Below are 24,252 nucleotides of genomic sequence, written 5' to 3'. Positions count from 1 at the left end.
CATTCGGTCGACGGTGTCGGAAAAAGAAGACGCTTAAGTAGCTTCACGGGGTATTCCCGGTCACTATGGCAAACGGCAAGTACGCCGCACGCAAGCTCAAAAAGGACCGCCAGCAACATCGGTGGTCCGACTCGAAGTACGCCCGCCGCGAGCGCGGCCTGGGCGCGAAATCGGATCCCCTCGAGGGTGCACCACAGGGCCGCGGTATCGTCTTAGAGAAGGTCGGGATCGAGGCCAAACAGCCCAACTCGGCCATCCGGAAGTGTGTCCGGGTCCAGCTCATCAAGAACGGCAAACAGGTGACTGCGTTCTGCCCCGGTGACGGCGCTATCTCCTTCATCGACGAGCACGACGAGGTCACGATCGCGGGCATCGGTGGCGCGAAGGGTCGGGCGATGGGTGACCTTTCGGGCGTCAACTACAAGGTCGAGAAAGTCAACGGCGTCTCGATGATCGAACTCGTTCGCGGGAACGCCGAGAAACCGGTGCGATAACCATGAGTGCCGAGACAGACGCCGAGGCCGACGCCGAGGCCGAAACGGAGACAACTGGCGCAAAGTTGTTCGGTAGCTGGGCGACAGACGACATTGAATTTCGCGATCCGTCGACCGAACGGTACATCACGGTCACGCCGATCGCCCACACGATGGGTCGCCACGCCAAAAAGCAGTTCCAGAAGTCCGAAATTTCCATCGTCGAGCGGCTGATCAACCGCCTCATGCAGACCGAGGAGAACACGGGCAAGAAACAGCAGAGTACGCGCCTCGTCCGTGAGGCCTTCGAGATCGTCCACGAAAACACCGACGAGAACCCGATTCAGATCCTTGTCCGGGCGATCGAGAACAGCGCGCCCCGCGAGGAGACGGTTCGACTCAAGTACGGTGGGATCAGCGTGCCCAAGGCCGTCGACATCTCCCCGCAGCGCCGCGTCGATCAGGCCCTGAAGTTCATCGCCGAAGGGACCCACAACGCGTCGTTCAAGACCCCGACGGACGCCGAGGAGGCCCTCGCCCAGCAGCTGATGGGGGCCGCCAACAACGACGTCCAGACCTACGCCGTCAACCAGAAAGAGGAGAAAGAACGCGTCGCGGCTGCGGCCCGGTAATCGATCCCAGCGTCTTCTGCTTTCGTCTCACGCAGTGTCGATTTTCTCGCGTTCCGCTGGGGAGCGTGAGTTCCATCGGTGACGACAACGAGCAAGTGCTTCGCTCCGTGAGGTGGCCGGCGGAGCCGCCGCTGTCGCATTCTCGAAACGACTCGGCAAAAACGCGGTAGCGTCGGTTACTTCGCGCGTCCGCTGTCGCCGCTGTTGCTCGGCCGGGTGTGTTCGGTTCCTTTGCCGCGACCGTTGAGGCCACGGTTGCGCTGTCCGGCGCTGGTCAGGCCCCGCATCGCGCGGTTTTCGTGATCGTCGTCACAGATCCAGTTGAGGTCGTCGTCGTTCTCGATCGCGGGGTGGTTCGGATCGACCAGGATCGCCTCGAACCACTTCTGGCTCCCGTCTTCGCCGACCCAGTAGGAGTTGAGCACGCGCAGGTTGCGATACTTCCGGGTGGCGCGTTCCTCGGCGACGCGCTGGAGGTTTTTCCGGCGCGTGATCCGGGTGACGCCCTGGCGTTTCGAGCGTCGACCGGCCGTGTGTCGTTCCTTGCGAGCGCTGCCTTTGCGGACGCTCACGCGCGCAACGACGATGCCCTGCTTTGCCTTGTAGCCGAGCGATCGGGCGCGGTCGAGCCGCGTCGGTCGCTCGACGCGTTCGATCGCCCCTTGCTCGCGCCAGCGCTGCATGCGCTGCCACTGGAGTTCGGCGACCTTGCCTTCGTCGGGGTTCTTCCAGGCGTCTCGGATGTGTGAGTAGAAGCTTCGTGCCATATCTTTCACCGCGGGCGTTGCGTGGTTCAGCCGGCTCGGCCGGCCACATTCCGACCTGCATAGACAGGTGCCCGCTGGCTGCCCGCCGACCAGCGAGTTATCGAAACTACTCCGTTCGTCCTCTTAAACAGTTCGAACTCTTCGTGACCGGGACAACCCGTCACTGTCTCCTGGCGGGGTCGCCTTCCCGCTTCCAAACAATTATATATCAAAATGGGACAGACATAACGTGGAGTATGAACGATGGACAGGGACACACTTTTATCGGGGCTTTCAGACGCGGGGCTCTCGACGTACCAGGCGGATGCGTACGTCACGTTGCTCGAACAGGGGGTATCGCCGGCTGTCGACATCGCCAGACACTGTTCGATTCCGGCACCACGGATCTACGACGTGCTCAAGGAACTCGAACAGATGGGATACGTCGAGACACTCGATCGGGAAACGTTACACGCACGCGCCTGTGATCCGGCGGATCTCATCGACGATCTCGAGGTGACGAGCGAGCGTCTCACGGCGGTCGCCGAGGAGATCGAGGACCGCTGGGAACGGGCACCGTTGGGCGAACACGAGATGAACGTGACCAAGCGGGCCGAGACAACGATCGATCACGCCGAGGACCTGATCCGTGAGGCTGACTCGACAGTCGACCTTGCACTCACGGACACCCAGCTCCTGGAGTTCGAAGATGTGCTGACGACCGCCTTCGAGAACGACGTGGTCGTGCGTGTTTCGGTGTTTCCAACCGCTGGTGAGGACCCTGATCTCACCGACCATCCCGTCGGCGATTTCGTCACCGAGTTGCGTCGTCGTTCCATTCGGAGTCCGTTTCTGGCGTTGGTCGATCGGACCCACGCGTGTCTCGTTCCGACCACGCGGATGCCCGATCCGTACGGCATCGTCGCCAACGACGACATCATCTCGTTTATCTTCCAGTGGTACTTCCAGACGTGCCTGTGGGCCGTCTGGGAACCGATCGGGAAACGCCAGCGGTATCCACTGGTCTACGTCTGTCTCGAAGAATTCATCCGTGACGTCTATCCGCTCTGGTGGGACGGGGCGATTATCTCCGTCACCGTCGAAGGGATCGATACTGACTCCGGCGACGAGCGGACCGTCTCCGGCGTCCTGCGGGAGGTCATCTATTCGGGACAGACGATGGACGATCGCCAACCGACGCTGGCTGAACTGTCCGGGCAAGCGTCGATGGTTCTCTCGACGTCGGCTGGACACTGTTCGGTCGGTGGGTGGGGGGCGCTGATCGAGGACGTCGAGGCCCGCCGCATTACCTTACGCGGCATCGAGTGGGTCAGGTAACTGTTGGCCCGACGGGCGCGGCCACGATTTCCCGGCCGCTTCTGCCTTGTTGGGTGGACTCTCCCGGATTATTTGGACCGATCTGTGCAATTCCTCATGTGTCAGTAACTCGTTTTGATCTATCTCAAAAGGAAATGGAAATAGCAAATTAGCGCCGTTATCCACTGATTGTTTGGAATAACTGCACGACTGAATTACTGGTCTCGCCTGATGTGTCTCCCTGGGAACCAAATCATATAATATTTTTTATGCTATGTCGTCGTCGACAGTTAGTCCAGAAAATAGGTGTATCTGGGCTTCTATGCCGTTTTACGTTTTGATAAACGAAACACATCTCAGCAAGGGAAACAATTATATAGTGCCAATGCATTGCAAATTCACACGCGCCAACTAGTGCGCGTTCAACGGCAGTATGACAGATCCAGACAGACCACCGACGGGAGACAGAGTGGCATCGCTAACCAACCGTGTGACGAGCGGCGACGGACAGTCACGGCGGGCGTTCCTCAAGAGCAGCGTGCTGACTGGCGCGCTCGCGTTCGGCGTCGGGACGGGTGCGCTTGGGGGGGCATCCGCGGCGATTCCGACGCCACCGCTCCACCGTGACGGGAATCTGATCAAAGATCCCGACGGCAACACTGTCACCCTCCGGGGCGTCAATATCGCCGATCCTAAGCGGATCAACGAGACCGCCCAGGCACGCGGGATGACGGCGACGCAAGTCATCGACATGCTCACCGACGAGTCAAACGGCTGGTATCCGCGGATGATCCGCGTCCCGGTCCAGCCGGTCGACATCGGCGAGTACGAACCCGGCTCGGGGCCGCCTGTCCCAGCGTTCAACGAGAGCGAGCTCGAATCGTATCTCAGCAATCACCTCGACGAGGTCGTTCAGCGCTGTGCCGACCGTGGCGTCTACTGTATTATCGATTACCACCGCCACCGGGACGTCCAGTGGGCGGAGGGCCAGGACGGCCCCGTCAACACCGAGCTCCAGGACGAGGTCGACATGTTCTGGGACACGGTCGCACCGCGGTACGCCGACCAATCACACGTCCTCTATGAGGTGTACAACGAGCCCACCGAGCCGGGCATGTGGGAGGACCCCACGACCACCCAGTGGGTCGCCGACATCTGGCAGCTCTGGCTCGAGATGGCTCAGCCGTGGGTCGACACGATCCGCAGTCACGCGGACAACCTGATCCTGATGGGCTCGCCCAGCTGGTCACAGAGTCCGGAAGGCGCACTCGTCGAGGAGTTCGACGGCGAGGACATCGCCTACACTTTCCACATCTATCCGGGTCACAACTCCAGTCAAAGCCAGAACTGGGAGGACGCCTCGAACAACGGCGAAGGCGTTGCCGGCGTCTACGAGCAAGCGCCGCTGTTCGTCACCGAGTTCGGCTGGGAGGAAAATGCCGGGCAGTACATCGGCGGGACCGACGACTTCGGGACCGCGTTCCTCGACTTCTTGGAGAAGAGCGAGGCCATCCACTGGACGGCCTGGTGTGCTGACCCCGTCTGGCGACCGGTGATGTTCAGCCGGCCGTTCGCCGAGAACGCCGACGACTCGATCGGCGACCCCTACAACGGGACTGTTCCCGAGGCCTGTTCGGAGTTGCCCTGTGAGTGGGAACTCACGACCGGCAGCGGGGCCATGGGCGACGACATCAAGGCAGCCCTCGAACAGTACCGCAACGACGGGATCCCCGGCGAGGGGACCGGCGGTGGCGACGGTAACGGCGACGACGAGGACACCACTCCGCCCACGGCGCCCACGTCACTCTCGGTCGAGTCGACGACCGAAACCTCGGTCGACGTGAGCTGGAGCGCCTCGACGGATTCGGGCGGTTCCGGCCTCGACAGCTACGTCGTCTCCGTCGATGGCAGCGAGGACCAGACTGTCCCGGCAGGAACCACGTCGGCGACGGTCGACGGGCTCTCCGCCGGAACATCGTATCAGATCGGCGTCTCGGCGGTCGACGGTGCGGGCAACGAGTCCGCCGCGACGACCGTCGCGGCGACGACGAGCGAATCCGACGACGACGGTACCGGTGAAGACGATGACGACGAAACGACGCCGGCAGACGCCCTCGTCGTGAACGATTACGACGGCGATCCGGCGTGGTCGTCGAATCAGAACGATCTCGGCCAGTGGTGTGGGGCCGGCTCCTTCGAGAACGGGAGCGGCGAGGTCGACGATGGCGCGCTGGTCCTCGAATACGACAACGCCGGCTGGTTCGTCGAGCAGATTCAGCAGGACATTTCGGACTATTCGTCGCTTGTCATTCGTGTCAGCGGTGCGACCGGTGGCGAGGAAGACGACTTCCTTCTCGATATGGGCGGGACGCGTGATTTGCTCGCGAATCTGACTGACGATTCGATCTCGACGTCGGCCTCGAACGTCACGGTCGGCTTCGAATCCGCAGGTATCGACCCGTCGGCTGGGGGACTCTCAGTCCGGCTGAACTTCTGGCAGGGTGGGTCTAGCACGCTCGAAATCGAGGAGATACGGCTCGAATAAACCGCTCCGTTTCGATCACAGCGACTCACAACACAACGACTCACGGACACAACGATGACGAACGACAACACACACGATAGCGTAGAATCGGCGACGAACGACAGTCGAATCATCGACGACGTCTCACGGCGGGACGTTCTCAAGGCGGCGGGAGCGAGCGCGCTCACGGCCGGGTTCGCAAGCAGCATCGTCGGCTCGGTTTCGGCAGACGACATTCCGACGCCGTGGCTCGAACGCGACGGCAACCTGCTTCGGGACCCCGACGGCAATCAGGTCATCCTTCGCGGGGTCAACATGGCCGATCCGGCCCGGCTGGCGCGGTCCTGGCGCAGTAAGGATTCGATGGGCGTCTTCGACAAAGCCACGAACACCGACGAGTCAAACGACGGCGGCTGGCACAACAACATCCTTCGGGTTCCGACCCAGCCCCAGGACATCGGGGACGCCGGGTCCGGGAGCATCGGCAGCATGCCTCATGGAGACGACTGGGGCCCGCTGCTGCCCGGTCAGATAGACGAGTCCGACATGGAGACGTACTTCTCGAACTACGTCGATCCCATCGTCGACGCTGCCGAGGAGGAAGGGCTCTACGTCATGATCGACTATCACCGCCACTTCCCGATCTTCCACCAGCCCCAGCACGAGGAGGATCTCGGAGATTATCAGTGCGGGAACGAGTCCTTCGAGAACGACATCGGCTTCTGTGGCGAACGTGGCGTGCTCTGGCACTCGGAGGAGCAGGCCTCCCAGCTCGATGGCTACACCGAGGAGTATGCCGCCGAGCTCAACCAGGAGCTCCAGATGTACTGGAACTTCGTCGCGCCGCGGTACAACGACCGCTCGCACGTGGTCTATGACATCTACAACGAGCCGACTGGTCCCTACGCCGGTGACTGGGGCTCGCCGACCGAACTGCCCGGGACCGGCGAGGAGGGCGAGGGCAACCCCTCATACGACGCCGACGCGAACCAGGAGTACTGGGACATGTGGGTCGACCGCGCCCAGCCGTGGGTCGACACGGTCCGCGAACACGCGCCTGACAACCTCATCACGATCGGCTCGCCGCGGTGGAGTCAGCTCACCTACTGGGCACCGACCAACGAGTTCGACGGCGAGAACATCTGTTACACCGGTCACGTCTACACCCACGAGGGGATGCGACCCCTGTCGGACTCCTTCGGCACGGCCGCCGAGGAGGTACCGATGTTCTTCAGCGAGTTCGGCTGGGCCGAGGGCGGCGGTCGCGACGGCTTCAACTTCCTCGAAGGGACGACCTCCGAGTACGCCGACGGCTTCGAGAGCTTCCTCGATGAGTACCCGGTCCACCCGATCTGCTGGAACTTCGATCACACCTGGGAGCCCTCTTTCTTCGTCCACGACGAGAGTCAGGACGGCGACTGGGTCATCCACGACTACGAGGCCCGTCCCGCCCAGTGGTGGCAGGAGTACCTCTATGAGAACCGCAATAACGACCTGCCCGAGAGTGGCGGCGACGACGATGACACGACGGCACCATCGATCCCGTCGAACCTCACCGTGACCGACGAGACGAGCTCGTCGATCACCATCCAGTGGTCCGCGTCGACCGATTCGGGTACCTCCGGACTCGCACAGTACAACGTCCTCGTCGACGGCTCGCTGGAGCAGACGGTCTCGGCCGGGACGACGAGTGCGACCATCGACGGGCTGGCTGCCGACACCTCCTACCAGATCGCGGTCTCGGCCGAGGACGGTGCCGGTAACACGTCCGGGACGACGACGATCACGGCCGACACTGACGCCGGCAGCGACGACGGTGACACGCAAGCGCCGTCGGCCCCGTCGAACGTTTCGGTCGAGTCGACGACGGAAACCTCGGTCGACGTGAGCTGGAGCGCCTCGACGGATTCGGGCGGTTCCGGCCTCGACAGCTACGTCGTCTTCGTCGACGGCTCCCAGGACCAGACGGTCCCGGCCGGCACGACGAGTGCGACGGTCGACGGCCTCTCCGCTGGAACGTCCTACCAGATCGGGGTCAGCGCGGTCGACGGTGCGGGCAACGAGTCCGCCGCGACGACCGTCGGGGCCACGACGAGCGAATCCGACGATGACGACGATGGGACCACCGGTGACCTGATCGCGTCGATCGATCCGGGGACGACCTCGGCCTCGACCGGCGACCTGGTCCAGTTCTGGATCTCCGACGAGACCGGCAACCAGACCTGGATCACCGGGCTCGAATGGGAACTCGGCAACGGCACCACCGGCCGTGGCTGGTACACCGACGAGCGCTACCAGTCGCCGGGTACCTACACGGTCACGCTGACCGCGACCAACAACGAGGGCGAGACGTCCACCGACGAAGTCGAGGTGACCATCTCCTGAGCCGTCGGTCAGGACTGATTCCGTAGCGTCGGCGGCCGGCGACGATCGCACGTCCGACCGGCCCGCCGACCTCGGGTTCGGCACCCATCGACACGACACGAAATCCGACCGAAGTCACGTACGCATCGACGTATCACCCATCCAGCGACCAACGAGAGACAGCCCCACGCGCTCCAGAGAGCCGTTCCGAACCACCACAGGCTGTCAGAACGACCCTGCGGCCGGCCGTGTTACGGGGGTAACAGACGCCCGGCCCAGTTTGGGGACCGTTCTGGACAGCCCACGATCCACAGCCATGACACACGACACCGACACGGACGAATCGACGGGAGAATCGACTACCAGTGACACGACCACCGACACCGCGAAACGGTCCGGCGATCGTCCGTCCGTCGCGACCCAGACCCGCCGGCGATTCCTCCTGGCGAGCGCGGGCGTCGGGTTGGGTGGGCTCGCGCTGACTGCGAGCGACCAGGCTTCGGCGGCGACGGTCGAGGAGGTCTGTAACTCCGACGACTACGGGTCGATCGACGTCGCCGACGGGTTCACCCTGGTGGACAACCAGTGGGGGAACTCAAACGCCGATCAGTGTGTCTGGCTCAACGACGACGGCAGTTACGGCTATGACTTCGACGCCGCGGGTGGCAGTGGGATCAACTATCCCGAGGTGATCTGTGGGACGAAACCCTGGGGGACTGACACCGGGGTGGCGGAGTTCCCGATCCGGCGTCGGGACGTTGACGAACTCGTCATCGACGTCGAGGCCGAGTACTCCGAGTCCGGCGGCGAGTGGGACTGGGCCGAGGAGTGGTGGCTGATGGACCAGCCACCGAGCCAGGAGACCGGGACCCACCAGTACGAGATCATGCTCCTCCTGGACTGGAACGACCAGCACAGTCACGGCGCGGTCGAGGCCGAGAACGTCTGGACCGACCGATTCGGCAACACCGTCGATCATTGGACGACCTACGCCGGCGGCGGGACCGACGCGACGTTCTACATCTTCCGAATCCAGGGCGGTCACGACGGCGGCCGGATCGACCTGACCGAGATCGTCGACTATCTGACCGCGGAACACGGCGTCGACGAGAGTCTCTGGCTCTCGGGTGTCGAACTCGGCAACGAGTACTGGGAGGGCAGTTCCGGCGAAACAACCTACAACACCTTCGACGTCACGATCAACGGGACGACCTACGCCAGTGGCAGCGGGACGGACACGCCGACGCCAACTCCGACCGAGACGCCCACCGAAACCGAGACGCCGACGGAAACCGAGACGCCCACCGAAACCGAGACGGAGACGCCCACGGAGACCGACACGCCGTCGGGCGACGCCCTCGTCGTGAACGATTACGACGGCGATCCGGCGTGGTCGTCGAATCAGAACGATCTCGGCCAGTGGTGTGGGGCCGGTTCCTTCGAGAACGGGAGCGGCGAGGTCGAAGACGGGACCCTGGTCCTCGAATACGACAACGCCGGCTGGTTCCAGGAACAGATCAATCAGGACGTTTCGGGATATTCGGACCTCGTCTTCGTCCTCAGCGGAGCCAACGGCGGCGAAGCGGACGAGTTCCTGTTGGATGTCGGCGGCGTTCGTGGGCTCCTCTCGGCGTTCACTGACGACACCATCGGGACCTCGACGTCGACGGTCACCGTCGACATGGACGAAGCAGGGATCGACCCGTCGGCCGGCGGGCTCTCGGTCCGCCTGAACTTCTGGCAGGGGGGTGACAGTACGCTCGAAATCGACGAAATCCGGTTCGAATAGGGACGTAACCGCTCGATTCGCCTGCCGTTGGCGTCCCACTGGGGACGATGGGGGGCAGGAAATACGGCAATATGATACGACGCGATACATGACACGACGCGCGCACGACACTGACGACGTGGACGAGGCATCGGGGAGTGGGGGTGAGCAACATCGCTCGAACGAGGCGGCCGGATCCCAGGGGGACACGTCTCGACGTGCGTTCCTGAAGAGCGGTGTTGCGGTCGGCGCAGGGACGGTTGCGCTCGGCCTGGGCCAGCAGGCCTCGGCGGCCACGGCGACTGACCCGTCGAATCTCGATCTGTACCTGCTGTTTGGCCAGTCGAACATGGAGGGGCAGGGACCGATCGAAGAGCAGGATCGAGGGACGAACCCGCGGATCCACGTCCTCGCTGACAAGACCTGTCCGAACCTCGATCGCGAGTATGGCGAGTGGTATCTGGCCGAACCGCCGCTCAACCGATGCTATGGACAACTCGGCCCCGGCGATTACTTCGCCAAGACCCTGATCGAGGAGCTGCCGGACGATCGGTCGATCGGGCTCGTCCCCGCAGCCGTCAGCGGGGCCGACATTGCCCTCTTCGAAAAGGGGGCACCGATCGGGCGGAACGACCGCGACATTCCACCGCAGTTCGACGGCGGGTACGAGTGGATGGTCGATCTCGCCGAAACGGCCCAGCAAGTCGGGACGTTCAAGGGCATTCTGTTCCACCAGGGCGAGACGAACACGAACGACCAGCAGTGGACCGACCAGGTCCAGGGTATCGTCGAGGATCTCCGCGCCGACCTCGGTATCGGGAACGTCCCGTTCCTGGCGGGCGAGATGCTCTATGACTCGGCTGGGGGGTGTTGTGGCTCGCACAACACTGAAGTCAACGAACTCCCGGACGTCATCGAGAACGCTCACGTCGTCTCGGCTGAGGGACTTGCCGGCCAGGATTACGCGCACTTCACGTCCGACGCGTATCGGGAACTCGGTCGCCGCTACGCCGCGGAGATGCTGGAACACGTCGACGTCAGCGGCGGGACCGACGACGGATCCGGCGGCAACTCCGGTGATGATTCGGGTGGCAACGATGGCGATGGGTCGGGCAGTGACTCCGATGATGACTCGGACAGTGACACTGGCGACTCCGGCGATGATTCGGGCAGTGATACCGGCGATAGTTCGGGCGATGACGCCGGTAGCGACTCAGGGGGTTCCAGCGAGTATCCCACGTGGGATTCAACTGCCGTTTATCGCACCGGCGATCGGGTCGTCCACGACGGACGCGTCTGGGAGGCCCAGTGGTACACCCAGGATCAGGAACCCCGCGAGGAGGACTACTACGTCTGGCAACCTGTCGAGGACGAAAGCGCCGGTGATTCCGGGGGCGATACCGGCACTGACGACGGTTCCGGAAGCGATTCCGGTAACAGTACAGACGGTGAGAGCGGCGGAGATTCCGGCGGTGACACCGGCGGGGAATCGGGTGGTGACACCGGCAACTTGAACGCCGAGATGGATCCGAGCACGACAGCGGCCAGTGTCGGTGAGCGGGTCACGTTCCGCGTCAACGATACGAGCGGTTCGAGCAACTGGCTCACTTCTCTGGCGTTCGATTTCGGAGACGGGACGACAGCCACCGGGTGGTGGGCTGTCCATTCCTTCGATTCGCCGGGCACCTACACCGTCACGCTCACCGCGACCGACAACGGGGGTGCATCGACCACTCACGAGGTGACGATCACGGTCTCGTAAACCGAGTTCCGGGCTCCACCAGCCGCGTCCACTCCGTGGTTGATCACGGTTCGGCCCACCGGACGGCGCGGCTCGGTGACCGATCGAACCGACGACTGACCGCAGCGTGACCGATCCCCGCCCGACGTCACCGAGTGGCGATCGGGATCGGCGAGCACAACACACGACGATACCGATGACACCAGACACGAACGACGACATCGACACATCGACAGCCGGCCCCGTCGAGGCCGACGATTCTGTCGGCTCGATGGACCGGCGAGACTATCTCCAGACCGTCGCGGCAGCGGTCGCGGCGGCCGGACTCGGCACTGCCACAACGGGTGGCGCAGCCGCCGAGACGGCTGACACTTCCTTGAGTATCGACGAACGGATCGAAGAACACCGGACAGGCACTCTTGAGGTCGTCGTCGAGAACCCCGACGGCTCGACGGTCTCGGATGCCAGCGTTTCGATCGCCCAGCAGGAACACGCGTTCAGCTTTGGCACCGCCGTCAACGCCGACAGACTCGTCAACGGGAACGACGGCGACAACTACCGCGAGTACGTCCCGGAGCTGTTCAACACGGCGGTGCTCGGCAACCACCACAAGTGGCGGTTCTGGGAGAACAACCAGCAGGTCGCCGACGAGGCGACGAACTGGCTGCTCGATCAGGGACTGGACATGCGCGGACACGTCTGTCTCTGGGGCCGGGAGGACGTCGCGGCGATCCCGGACGATATCTTGACGGCGATCGAGGAACGCGACGCCGAGACGATCCGCGAGCGTTCGATGGCCCACATCGAGGAGATCATCACCCACTACGGCGACGACATCACCGACTGGGACGTCGTCAACGAGGCGATGCACGCCTACCAGCTCCAGCTCGGTGTCTACGGCGACCGGATCGACACCGAGGAGCCCTGGAACGGTGAGATCGTCCCCTGGACCTCCCCACTCCTGGCGGCGTGGTACGAGACGGCCGCGTCGGTGATCGCGGAGCACGACCTCGACGTCGGGATCGCGGTCAACGACTTCAACCAGTTCCCCTACGCCTACACGGACAACCGCTACGAGTCGGAGATCGACCACATCAACGCCAACGGGGCACAGCTGGACACGGTCGGTCTCCAGGCACACATTGCCGCCCGAGAGGGCGAGTTCAATTCCAACGACGATCCGGACGGCCGGATCGACGCCGACCAGGTCGTCTCGGAGATCAACACGTGGGCCGACCACGGCGCACGCGTGAAGATCACGGAGTTCGACACGTACAACGGCGACGACTGGAACGGAGACGAGGAACGCGCCGACGTGACGGAGAACTACCTCCGAGGTGCGTTCAGCCATCCTGGCGTCGACGCGTTCATCATGTGGGGCTTCTGGGACGGCGACCACTGGGAGGACGAAGCGCCGCTGTTCTACGATGACTGGTCCCAGAAACCCGCCTACGACGTCTGGACCGGCCTGGTCTACGACGAGTGGTGGACCGACGACTCCGGCACGACTGACTCCAGTGGAACCTACGCCACGACGGCATTCCTGGGTGACCACGAAGTCACCGTCAGCACCGACAGCGCGGAGACGACTGAGACGGTGTCGGTCTCGGACGCCTCGGGCACGACGACGGTCACGGTCACCGTCGCGGGTGACGGCAGCGCCGCGGACGACACCCAGCCGCCGTCGGTGCCGACGAATCTCTCGGTGTCGACGACGACCGACTCGACGGTCACCGTCTCCTGGGACGGCGTGACGGACAACGGGACCGCCGGGCTGGACCAGTACGTCGTCTCCGTGGGCGGCTCGCAGGATCAGACGATCGGTGCCGGCATGACGACCGCGACGGTCGAGGGGCTCGACGCGGCGGCGACCTACGAGATCGGCGTCTCGGCGGTCGACAGTGCGGGCAACGAGTCCGACGCCGCGACGGTATCGGCGACGACCGCGGACAGTGATGATGGTACCGACGACGGTGATGGAGACGAGGATGGCGACGGCGAAGACGACGACGGCGAGACGCCTGTCGAGGCACTCGTCGTCAACGATTACGACGGCGACCCGGCGTGGTCGTCCAATCGAAACGATCTCGGCCAGTGGTGCGGGGCCGGCTCGTTCGAGAACGGTGGCGGCGCGGTCGACGATGGCGCGCTGGTCCTCGAATACGACAATGCCGGCTGGTTCGTCGAGCAGATCCAGCAGGACGTCTCGGAGTACTCGGAACTGGTGTTGGTCCTGGCCGGTGACGACGTCCAAGCGGACGAGTTCCTGCTGGACGTGGGTGGCGCTCGGGGGCTCCTCTCTGCGTTCACCGACGACGCCATCGGAACGTCGGCCTCGACCGTCACCGTCGACATGGAATCGGCAGGTATCGACCCGTCGACCGGGGGGCTCTCGGTTCGACTGAACTTCTGGCAGGGCGGCAGTGGCACGCTCGAAATCGAGGAGATCCGCTTCCAGTAGCGGATTCGCCCTCGAAACGCGGCGAACACATCACGATGACACACGACGATTCACACGACATCGACGCATCGACGCACGAATCAGACGACGTCCGCGACGCGAGCGAACCCACGACCGACGGGGAAGGCCCCGTCGGCTCGATGGACCGGCGAGACTATCTCCAGACCGTCGCGGCAGCGGCCGCGGCGGCCGGACTCGGCGCTGCCACAACGGGTGGCGCGGCCGCAGAGACCGCGGACACCTCGCTGGATATCGACGAGCGCATCGAGGAACACCGGACCGGCGATCTGGAAGTCGTCGTCGAGAACCCCGACGGCTCGACGGTCTCGGATGCCAGCGTTTCGGTTTCCCAGCAGGAACACGACTTTGGCTTCGGGACGGCCGTCAACGCGAACACGCTGATCAACAGCTCCAGCGAGGGCGACAACTATCGGGAGTACATCCCCGAACTGTTCAACAAGGCGGTGATGGAGAACCGCCACAAGTGGGACTTCTGGGAGAACGAACAGCAACTGGCCGACGAGGCGACCGAGTGGATCTTGAATCAGGGCCTGGACATGCGTGGGCACGTCTGCATCTGGGGCCGGGAGGATGTCGCGGCGATCCCGGACGACATCCTGACGGCGATCGACGAGGGTGACGAGCAGACGATCCGCGAGCGCTCCATGCAACACATCGAGGAGATCATCACCCACTACGGCGAGGACTTCACCGAGTGGGAGATCGTCAACGAGGCGATGCACGCCTACCAGCTCCAGATCGGTGTCTACGGCGACCAGATCGACACCGAGGAGCCCTGGACCGGTGACGTCGTGCCCTGGACCTCCGAACTGCTGGCCGATTGGTACGACCAGGCCGAGTCGGTGATCGAGGAGAACGACCTCGATCTCGGGATCGCGGTCAATGACTTCAACCAGTTCGCGTACGGCTACACCGACAACCGGTACGTCAACGAGATTCAACATATCAACACCAACGCCGTCCAGCTCGATACGGTCGGACTCCAGGCCCACGCCGGTGCCCGGACGGGCGAGTTCAACTCGAACGACAGCCCGGACGGCCGGATCAGCGCCGCACAGGTCACCGAGGAGATGAACAAGTGGGCGGATCTCGGTGCGCGCCTGAAGATCACGGAGTTCGACACGTACAACGGCGACGACTGGAATTCCGACGAGGAGCGCGCGGAGGTCTTAGAGAACTACCTCCGCGGAGCGTTCAGCCATCCCGGGTGTGACGACTTCATCATGTGGGGCTTCTGGGACGGCCGCCACTGGGAGAACGAGGCACCGCTGTTCTACGATGATTGGTCGACAAAGCCGGCGTACGATGTCTGGACCGGACTGGTGTACGACGAGTGGTGGACCGACGATTCCGGCACGACCGACGCCAGTGGAACCTACGCCACGACGGCGTTCCTTGGTGACCACGAAGTCACCGTCAGCACCGACAGCGCGGAGACGACTGAGACAGTCTCGGTCTCGGACGCCTCGGGGACGACGACGGTGACAGTGACTCTCGAAGGCGACGGGGACAGTGACGGTGACACCCAGCCACCGGAAACGCCGACGAACCTGACCGCGACTGATTCCACGAGCTCCTCGATCACCGTCTCCTGGGACGGCGTCACGGACAACGGCACCTCCGGTCTGGATGTCTACGTCGTCTCCGTCGACGGCAGCGAGGACCAGCAGGTCGGTGCCGGGATGACGACCGCGACGATCGACGGGCTGGATGCCGCCACGACCTACGAGATCGGCGTCTCGGCGGTCGACGGCGCGGGCAACGAGTCCGAGACGGCGACCGTCCAGGCAACGACTGACGAGGATGGCGACGGCGACGGAGATGGCGATGGTGATGGCAACGGCGATGGCGATGGTGAAGAAGACGGTGACGAAACTGGCGACGGTGATCTGATCGCCGAGATGGATCCGAGTACGACCGACGCCGCGGTCGGCGAGCGGGTCACCTTCCGGGTGACGGATACGACCGACTCGGGCAACTGGATCAGCTCCCTGGAGTGGGACCTCGGCAACGGCGACACGGCGAGTGGCTGGTACACCGAGACGACCTACGAGTCCGCCGGCACCTACACCGTGGCGCTGACGGCGACGAATAACGACGACGAGTCCACCACCCACGAGGTCGATATCGTCGTCGGCGGTGGTGACGGCGATGGCGACGGAGAGGGAGACAGCGATGGAGATGGCGACGGTGACGGAGATGGCGACGGTGGCGACGGCACGACCGACGACCTGATCGCTGAGATCAACCCGAGCACCACGGAGGCGAGTGTCGGCGAGACGGTCCAGTTCTGGGTTTCTGACCGATCCGGTTCCGCGAACTGGATCACTGGCGCCGAGTGGGAACTGGGCGATGGGTCCACGGCGAGCGGCTGGTATGCGGAGACGACCTACGAGTCGGCCGGCACCTACACCGTGACGCTGACCGCCACCAACAACGACGACGAGTCAACTACGGACGAGGTGACCATCACAGTCTCCTGATCAGCCAAAGCCGAACCGCCGGCGACCGGACTGGGCCGGGCACACTCATAGGGACCGATCACGGCCGGCCTCCCGCTGTCGGGGAGACGACTGCGACGATGTGGGGGTGAACTGAGACGAGTTCGATGGGGACGACTGAAACAAACTGAGGCAAAGACGACAAATGACCGACAATACGATACAATCGACGGATTCGGCGGACAGCCAGCGAGCGACTTCCAGCGGGGATACGGGGGGCCAGGAGCCACGGGCGGTTTCGAGCGGGCTCCCGTCGCCGGCTCGCAGAGACGTGCTGAAAGCCATCGGTAGCGGGGCGCTGATCGGTGTCCTCGGGACCGGTAGCGCCAGCGCCGATCCGGCCACGTTCGGCGATGGGGTAAACCTCCAGCCGTCGTACTTCTGTGATGGCGAACAAGCGCTTGGCTGGGACCTGATGAACCAGTACCCGGACATCCAGACCGTCCGGATCGAGATCGAGCCGTTCTCCTTTGCAGAGGTGGCGACGACGGTCGAGGACGCCAAACGCTGGATCGACGAGGCCGGCGAGAACGGCAAGGATATCATCGCGACCTATCATCATTATCCGGACAACGGGTCGCCGGAGGCATCGGCGCTCCAGAATGCTGCGGATTTCTGGGTCGAACACTACGAGACACTTTCCCAAGACACGGAATTCACGATCAACATGATGAACGAATGGGGTGATCACGACGTTACTGCTGAGGCATACGCAGCGGCATACGACCAGGCTATCAACACTGTCCGGGCAAGCACGAGCTACGCCGGGCCGATCGTCTGTGACGCTCCGGGGTGGGGACAGGGCACCTATCGGCTGGCCGACGCGGTCGAGCAGATCGAGGACGATGATTTGATCCTTTCGGCGCACGTCTACCCCAGCGCCTGGAACGCGACGACCGGCCAGAACCTCGTCCCCGCGGATCTCGACGTGCTGGACGAGACGGGCTATCCGTGTCTGATCGGGGAGTTTGGCAACTACGCCGACAGCACGGGTGCCGACTGGTCGGCGATCATCGACTACGCGAAGGAACTCGGCTGGCCGGTGATCGGCTGGGCCTGGAACGGCGACGGGTCGGACGACCCCATGAACATGGCCGATCCGTACTGGGGTGACGAGTGCGGTGCCGACTCCTACACGGCGAGTGGCTATTTCGACGTCGTCTACGACAGACTTGGTGATAGCACCGGCGACAGCGGCGATGGGGATGGCGACGGGAGCGACATTGGGGATGACGGCGGCGATGGTGGGGATAGTGCAAGCGGTAGCGATGGGACGACCGACGATCTCATCGCCGAGATCCATCCGAGCACGACCGACGCCGAAGTCGGTGACCGCATCACTTTCTCGGTTACGGACACTTCCGGGAGCACTCGCTGGATCGACTCGCTTGCGTGGGACTTCGACGACGGGGAGACGGCGACTGGCTGGTGGACCGAACACACGTTCGATGCAGCGGGGACCTACACGGTCGCCCTGACCGCGACCGATAACGACGGCGTGTCCACAACGCACGAGGTCGACATCGTCGTCGGTGATGGAGCGGGCGACGGTGAAAGCGATGGTGGCGACAACCAGGGCGGCACCGATGGCGATGACGGGAGTGGCGATGGAGACGCCAGCGGTGGTGCTGATGGCGGCGATGCCAGCGACGGTGAAGACGATGGCGATGGATCGTCCGGGAATCTGCTTGCGGAGATGAACCCGAGTACAACCGACGCCGGCGTCGGTGACCGCATCACGTTTTCGGTGACGGACATGTCCGGGAGCACTCGCTGGATCGACTCGCTTGCGTGGGACTTCGACGACGGGGAGACGGCGACTGGCTGGTGGACCGAACATGCCTACGACTCGACAGGGACGTACACGGTTGCCCTGACCGCGACCGACAACGAGGGGGCGTCCACGACGCACGAGGTGACCATTACCATCTCTTGAGCCGGTCGCTCGATTCCGGTCAGATCGATAGAGGGGGCCGTCGGTTCGCTCGACGATACCAGTCGGATCCGGACGGTCTGACGGTCGACTTCCGATCGGCGAGAACAACGACACAGGATACACAATGACAACAGATCAGCCGACACAGCCAACCGAGACGGACGAATCGACGACTGACCGAGACGAACTTCCGGACGAGGAGTCCGAGACACACCGACAGTCCAGTAGGTCCAGACGGTCGTTTTTGCAGACGACGGCGGTTGCGGGACTGGCCGGCCTGGGCGTCGGGAGCGGTGCCGTCGGCTCAGCGGCTGCAGCCGGTATTCCAACGCCGTGGCTCGAAGTCGATGGCAACCTCCTGCGGGATCCCGACGGCAACAAGGTGATACTGCGGGGTGTGAACGTTATCGACCCCGCGCGGGCCGCCGAGGAGTGGCGCAAGAACATCGAGCCGTTGATCGAGCTGGCGACCGATCCGGGCGAGGGCTGGCACGCCCATGTCATTCGGCTGCCGATGCAGCCTCAGGACATCGGCGATCATGGTCCGGGCACGGCGGCCCCGACGCCCGGGTTCAGCCAGGCCGAACTCCAGAATTATCTCGCGGAGTACGTCGATCCGGCGGTCGACGCTGCCGAGGAGGTCGGCGCGTACATCATGCTGGACTATCACCGCCACTATCCGGAGGGCCCCGACTGGGACTCGCCGGCACTCGACGAGGAGATCCGGCTGTTCTGGAACGAGGTCGCACCACGCTACAGCGATCGCTCCCACGTCATCTACGAACTCTACAACGAACCCAACACGCCCTATCCGGGGGCCGGCGATCCGACTGACGACGTCGGCGTCACCGACCCCCGTGCCGAGGAGAACTACCTGTACTGGCGTGAGACGGCCCAGCCGTGGGTCGACCTCATTCGGGAGCACGCTTCCCGGAACCTGATCGTCATCGGGTCGCCGCGCTGGAGTCAGTTCACCTACTGGGCGGGCGAACACGAGTTCGAGGGCGACAACCTCGCATATGCGGGCCACGTCTACGCCCACGAGAACCTCCGGCCGCTGTCGACGTATTTCGGCGAGCCCTCAGAGGAGGTTCCGGTGTTCATGAGCGAGTTCGGGTACGGCACCGAGGGCTCGCCCTACCTCGTCGGGACCAACGAGGTCGAGGGCCAGCAGTTCCTCGACCTCTTCGACGCCCACGACATCCACTGGCAGGTCTGGTGTTTCGATCACACCTGGTCGCCCGGGATGTTGAATCGCGACTACGAGGTCGACAGTCCCCACGGTCGGCTGTTCAAGGAGCGACTCCGCGAGAAGCGCAACGACGACCTGCCGGCGAGCGCCGGCGGTGGCGACGAGACGCCGCCCTCGGCCCCGTCGAACCTCGCCGTGACCGAGACGGGAAGCGAGAGCGTCGGTCTGACGTGGGACGCTGCGAGTGATTCCGGCGGCTCCGGCCTCGCCACTTATGCCCTCTACCTCGACGGCGCGCTGGATCATCGGGTCACTGCCGGGACGACCGCTACAGAAGTCAGCGGCCTGCTGCCGGAGACGACCTACGAGTTCGCGGTCAGCGCCATCGACGGGGCGGGCAACGAGTCTTCGCAGAGCGATTCGGTTACCGCTACGACCAACCCACCGGCAAGCGAGCGCCTGGTCCTCAACGACTTCGACGGCGACCCGGCGTGGGCGGACAGTCGCAACGAACTCGGCAACTGGTGTGGCGCCGGTTCCTTCGCAAACGACGACGGCGAGGTCGCGGACGGCGCACTCGTCCTGGAATACGACGGCGGCTGGCTGCAGTCGTACGTTCGCCAGGATGTCTCGTCGTTTTCGACGCTGAATCTGCAGGTTCGCGGTGCCGACGGTGGCGAGGAGTCGGCCTTCGCGGTGGAACTCGGCGGCGGGGGCGGCGTGCTCGCCGAAATCACCGACGACACGATCGGCACGTCGTTCTCGACAGTATCGATCGACATGGCCGCCGCCGGGATGGACGGGGCGAGTCCCGGCGCGGTATATCTGGACTTTTGGTCGGGTGACGGAACGAATGGAACGATCGAGATCGACGAAATCTGGTTCGAATAGCAACCCATGACACACAACAATCCAGACGACGACAGTACAGCCCGACGAACGACCGAGTCGACGGAGTCACCGTCAACTGCCGGCATCGCGAGCGCGTCACGGCGGGATTTCCTGAAAGCAGCAGCGGCAGGCGGCGCGATCGCGACCGGCTTCGGTGGCGGCCTCGTTGGGAGTGCGGCCGCGGACGTCATCCCGACGCCGCCGCTGCACGTCGATGGCAACCTCATCAAGGACCCCGACGGCGCGACGGTCAACCTCCGGGGGGTCAACATGGCCGACCCCAAGCGGATCAACGTCACCGCGCCGGCCAGGGGCAAGACCGCGACGGACGTGGTCGACCTGCTGACGAACACGGACGACGACTGGCACTCCCGGGTCATCCGGATCCCGGTCCAGCCGGTCGACATCGGCGAGCACGAACCCGGTGAAGGGCCGCCGCCGGTCGCCTTCGACGAGGGCCAACTCGAGACGTATCTCGAGGAACATCTCGATCCCGTCATCGAGCGGTGTCTCCAGCGCGGGGCGTACGCCATCATCGACTATCACCGCCACCGCGACGTCCAGTGGAACGACGAGACGCTGGGCGAAGAGGTCGAAATGTTCTGGGACACCGTCGCGCCGCGGTACGCCGACCAGCCCCACGTCATGTACGAACTGTACAACGAGCCGACCGAGCCGGGGATGTGGGGCGATCCGACCCAGAGCCAGAACTGGGCGGACGTCTGGCGGGACTGGAAGGCGACGGCCCAGCCATGGGTCGACACCATCCGCGAGCACGCGCCCGACAACCTGATCCTGATCGGGTCGCCCAGCTGGTCACAGAGCCCCGAGGGGGCCCTGGTCGAGCCTTTCGACGGCGAGAACCTCGCCTATACCTTCCACATCTATCCCGGTCACAACTCCAGTCAGGACAACGACTGGGAGGACGCCACCAACAACGGCGAAGGTGTCGCCGGCGTCTACGAGGAGTATCCCCTGTTCGTCACCGAGTGGGGCTGGGAGGAGAACGGCGGCCAGTACATCGGCGGGACGACCTCCGGCTATGGCGAGCCGTTCCTCGAATTTTTGGAGAAGAGTGACGCCATCCACTGGACGGCCTGGTGTGCCGACCCCGTCTGGCGGCCGGTCATGTTCGACCGGGCGTTCACCGAAGAGAGTTTCGAGGACAACATCGGCAACCCCTACGCGGAGGACGTGCCCGAGGACTGTGCCGACCTGCCCTGCGATTGGACGTTGCTCGGCGGCGACAGCTACATGGGCGAGACCGTCAAGAACGCCCTGATCGACTATCAGGACGCCAACCCGCCGACGGTCCCCTACGACGAGCAGCCACCGACCACCCCGTCGAACCTCACCGCCGAGAACGTCACCGAGACGACGGTCGAGCTCTCGTGGGACGGCTCGACCGACCAGGGCGAGGCCGGCCTCTCTCACTACACCGTCACCGTCGACGGCCAAAAGATCACACAGGTGCCCGAAGCGACCACGGCCACGACGGTCGAGGGACTGGAATCCGATACGACCGTCACAATCGGCGTGAGCGCGGTCGATCGAGCGCGCAACGAATCCGAGACGGTGACCGTCGAGGTGACGACCGACGCCTTCGAGGACTCGACGCCGCCGTCCGTCCCAGCGAACCTCACCTCGCCGGAGAACACCTGGAACTCCGTGACTATCTCGTGGGACGACTCCACCGACGAAGGTGACGCCGAGACCGCGGGACTCGATGGCTACAACGTGTACGTCGATGGCGAACTCGAACGCGAAGTCGCTGCCGAGACGACGCAGGTCCAGATCGGGAGCCTCGATTCGGACACCACCTACGAGTTCGGCGTCAGCGCGGTCGACCGTGCCGACAACGAGTCCGACATCGCGACCATCGACGTCACGACGGATCTCGCCCGCGCGGGGCCGAACGACCTGCTGATCAACGACTACGACGGCGACCCGGCCTGGCCGGATTCGAACGACCTCGGCAACTGGGTCGGCACCGGCGGCTTCGAGAGCGCAGAGGTCGTCGACGGCCGCCTCGAAATCGACTACAACGCCAGTGGCTGGTACGGCACTGGCGTCTCCCAGGACATCACCGACTACCCGACGCTGCGGATGAAGGTGACCGGCGAGAACGGCGGCGAGCACCGCGGCATCGAGTTGCAGTTCGCGGGCATCGACCCATTGCTCTCGGAGGTCACAGACGGCACGATCGGGACCACCGAGTCGATCGTCTCCGTCGACCTCGAGGCGGCCGGTGCTGACCTCGAATCACCCGGCCAGCTTACCCTCCGGTTCTACGATGCCGGCGATAGCTCGATCTCGATCGACGAACTCTGGCTGGACAGCGACGAACCCGATGACGACGGCGACTCGATCGCCCCGACGGCCCCCGCGAGCGTCGAGTCGCCGACCCAGTCGGAGACGGCCGTCGAGATCGAGTGGAGCGCTTCGAGCGACGACGGGGGCTCCGGACTCGATCACTACAATGTCTACGTCGATGGGAGCCTCGATCAGCAGGTGCCGGCTGGGACGACCACCGCGACGATCGAGGGACTCGACGCCGGGTCGAGCTACGAAATCGGTGTCTCGGCCGTCGACGGCGCTGGTAACGAATCCAGCCAGACGACGGTGACGGTCTCGACGGCCGGTGGCGACGACGAACAGGCACCGAGTGCGCCGGCGAACCTCACCTCGACGGACCGGACCGCCACGTCCGTCGACCTCGCGTGGGACGACTCGACCGACGAGGGTGGGTCCGGCCTGGACCACTACACCGTCGCCGTCGACAGTGAACAGGTCCAGCAGGTTGACGCGGGGACGACCACCGCGACGGTTTCGGAGCTCTCGCCAGGAACGAGCTACGACATCGCCGTCACGGCGGTCGACGCTGCCGGCAACGAGTCCACTCCGGCGACGCTGACGGTGGCGACGACCGACGGCGACGACGAGCAAGCGCCCACGATGCCCGGGAACCTCTCGGTCACCGGATCGACCGCCGCCTCCATCGCCGTCTCCTGGGACGCCTCGACGGACAACGGTGGGTCCGGGCTGGACCACTACGCCGTCTTCCTCGACGGGAGCCAGGACCAGCAGATCGAGGCCGGCACGACGGAGGCGACTGTCACCGGTCTCGACCCGGCGACGACCTACGAGATCGGGGTTTCGGCCGTCGACGGCGCGGGCAACGAGTCCGAGACGACGACCGTCGAAGCGACGACCGACGAAGGCGGGGAAGAACCGCCCGAAGACGCCCTGGTCGTCAACGACTACGACGGGGATCCCGCGTGGGCGAACCACCGCAACGATCTCGGCAACTGGTGTGGTGCGGGCTCCTTCGAGAACGGCGGCGGCGACGTCGAAGATGGCGCACTCGTCCTCGAATACGACAACGCCGGATGGTTCGTCGAGCAGGTCCAGCAGGATGTCAGCGAGTACTCCTCCATCGTCTTCTCGATCGCCGGCGAGAGCGGTGGCGAGGGCGATCACTTCGTCGTCGGCGTCGGCGGGAATCGCTCGACGTTCAGCGACGTCGCGGACGGCTCGATCGGGACTTCGGTCGCCGACGTCGCGATCGACATGGAAGCGGCCGGCATCGATGCCGGCTCGCTCGGGGAACTCCGCCTGAACTTCTGGCAGGCCGGCTCCGGGAGCGGGACGCTCCGGATCGAGGAGATCCGACTGGAGTGATTCC

At 64.3% G+C, this 24,252-nt stretch carries 13 protein-coding genes; 12 read left to right on the top strand and 1 reads right to left on the bottom strand.

Going from position 1 to position 24,252, the window contains the following annotated elements; all coding sequences use genetic code 11:
• Nucleotides 1-65: 65 nt before the first annotated feature.
• Both SVXhr_RS10940 and SVXhr_RS10935 read left to right on the top strand, forming a co-directional pair.
• Nucleotides 66-494, top strand: a complete 429-nt coding sequence (locus SVXhr_RS10940; protein ID WP_008523925.1) for a 30S ribosomal protein S12 — start codon at nucleotides 66-68, stop codon at nucleotides 492-494.
• A 2-nt stretch (nucleotides 495-496) separates the two neighbouring features.
• On the top strand, nucleotides 497-1,105 hold the full coding sequence (locus tag SVXhr_RS10935; RefSeq protein WP_275737229.1) for a 30S ribosomal protein S7: 609 nt from the start codon (nucleotides 497-499) through the stop codon (nucleotides 1,103-1,105).
• A 176-nt stretch (nucleotides 1,106-1,281) separates the two neighbouring features.
• On the opposite strand, the gene SVXhr_RS10930 is transcribed toward SVXhr_RS10935, so the two are convergent.
• Nucleotides 1,282-1,872, bottom strand: a complete 591-nt coding sequence (locus SVXhr_RS10930) for a 50S ribosomal protein L15e (protein WP_275737228.1) — start codon at nucleotides 1,870-1,872, stop codon at nucleotides 1,282-1,284.
• Between the two features lie 243 nt (nucleotides 1,873-2,115).
• On the opposite strand from SVXhr_RS10930, the gene SVXhr_RS10925 reads away from it, so the two are divergent.
• The 10 genes from SVXhr_RS10925 (at nucleotide 2,116) to SVXhr_RS10880 (ending at nucleotide 24,248) form a co-directional block, all read left to right on the top strand.
• The gene (locus SVXhr_RS10925; RefSeq protein WP_275737227.1) at nucleotides 2,116-3,189 is read left to right on the top strand and encodes a TrmB family transcriptional regulator; all 1,074 of its coding nucleotides are present in this window, start codon (nucleotides 2,116-2,118) and stop codon (nucleotides 3,187-3,189) included.
• Between the two features lie 412 nt (nucleotides 3,190-3,601).
• On the top strand, nucleotides 3,602-5,713 hold the full coding sequence (locus SVXhr_RS10920) for a cellulase family glycosylhydrolase (RefSeq protein WP_275737226.1): 2,112 nt from the start codon (nucleotides 3,602-3,604) through the stop codon (nucleotides 5,711-5,713).
• Nucleotides 5,714-5,767: 54 nt separating this feature from the next.
• Nucleotides 5,768-8,077 (top strand): fibronectin type III domain-containing protein, encoded by a 2,310-nt coding sequence (locus tag SVXhr_RS10915; protein ID WP_275737225.1) that lies wholly within the window; start codon nucleotides 5,768-5,770, stop codon nucleotides 8,075-8,077.
• Nucleotides 8,078-8,372: 295 nt separating this feature from the next.
• A complete protein-coding gene (locus tag SVXhr_RS10910) occupies nucleotides 8,373-9,845 on the top strand; it encodes a hypothetical protein (protein ID WP_275737224.1) in 1,473 nt (490 codons plus the stop codon).
• 88 nt (nucleotides 9,846-9,933) lie between these two features.
• Nucleotides 9,934-11,586: a sialate O-acetylesterase gene (locus SVXhr_RS10905; protein WP_275737223.1), complete on the top strand. Its 1,653-nt coding sequence runs from the start codon at nucleotides 9,934-9,936 to the stop codon at nucleotides 11,584-11,586.
• Nucleotides 11,587-11,761: 175 nt separating this feature from the next.
• Nucleotides 11,762-14,026 carry an endo-1,4-beta-xylanase gene (locus SVXhr_RS10900; protein WP_275737222.1) on the top strand — a complete coding sequence of 755 codons (2,265 nt, stop codon included), beginning with the start codon at nucleotides 11,762-11,764 and terminating at the stop codon, nucleotides 14,024-14,026.
• Between the two features lie 35 nt (nucleotides 14,027-14,061).
• Nucleotides 14,062-16,530 carry an endo-1,4-beta-xylanase gene (locus SVXhr_RS10895; RefSeq protein ID WP_275737221.1) on the top strand — a complete coding sequence of 823 codons (2,469 nt, stop codon included), beginning with the start codon at nucleotides 14,062-14,064 and terminating at the stop codon, nucleotides 16,528-16,530.
• A gap of 163 nt (nucleotides 16,531-16,693) precedes the next feature.
• The gene (locus SVXhr_RS10890; protein WP_275737220.1) at nucleotides 16,694-18,484 is read left to right on the top strand and encodes a PKD domain-containing protein; all 1,791 of its coding nucleotides are present in this window, start codon (nucleotides 16,694-16,696) and stop codon (nucleotides 18,482-18,484) included.
• Nucleotides 18,485-18,608: 124 nt separating this feature from the next.
• The gene (locus tag SVXhr_RS10885) at nucleotides 18,609-20,567 is read left to right on the top strand and encodes a cellulase family glycosylhydrolase (protein WP_275737219.1); all 1,959 of its coding nucleotides are present in this window, start codon (nucleotides 18,609-18,611) and stop codon (nucleotides 20,565-20,567) included.
• Nucleotides 20,568-20,573: 6 nt separating this feature from the next.
• Nucleotides 20,574-24,248: a fibronectin type III domain-containing protein gene (locus SVXhr_RS10880; protein WP_275737218.1), complete on the top strand. Its 3,675-nt coding sequence runs from the start codon at nucleotides 20,574-20,576 to the stop codon at nucleotides 24,246-24,248.
• The last annotated feature ends 4 nt before the right edge of the window (nucleotides 24,249-24,252 follow it).

This window comes from Halorhabdus sp. SVX81 (assembly GCF_029207715.1).
Classification (GTDB): Archaea; Halobacteriota; Halobacteria; order Halobacteriales; family Haloarculaceae; genus Halorhabdus.
This window is presented reverse-complemented; position numbering and strand designations above follow the sequence as displayed.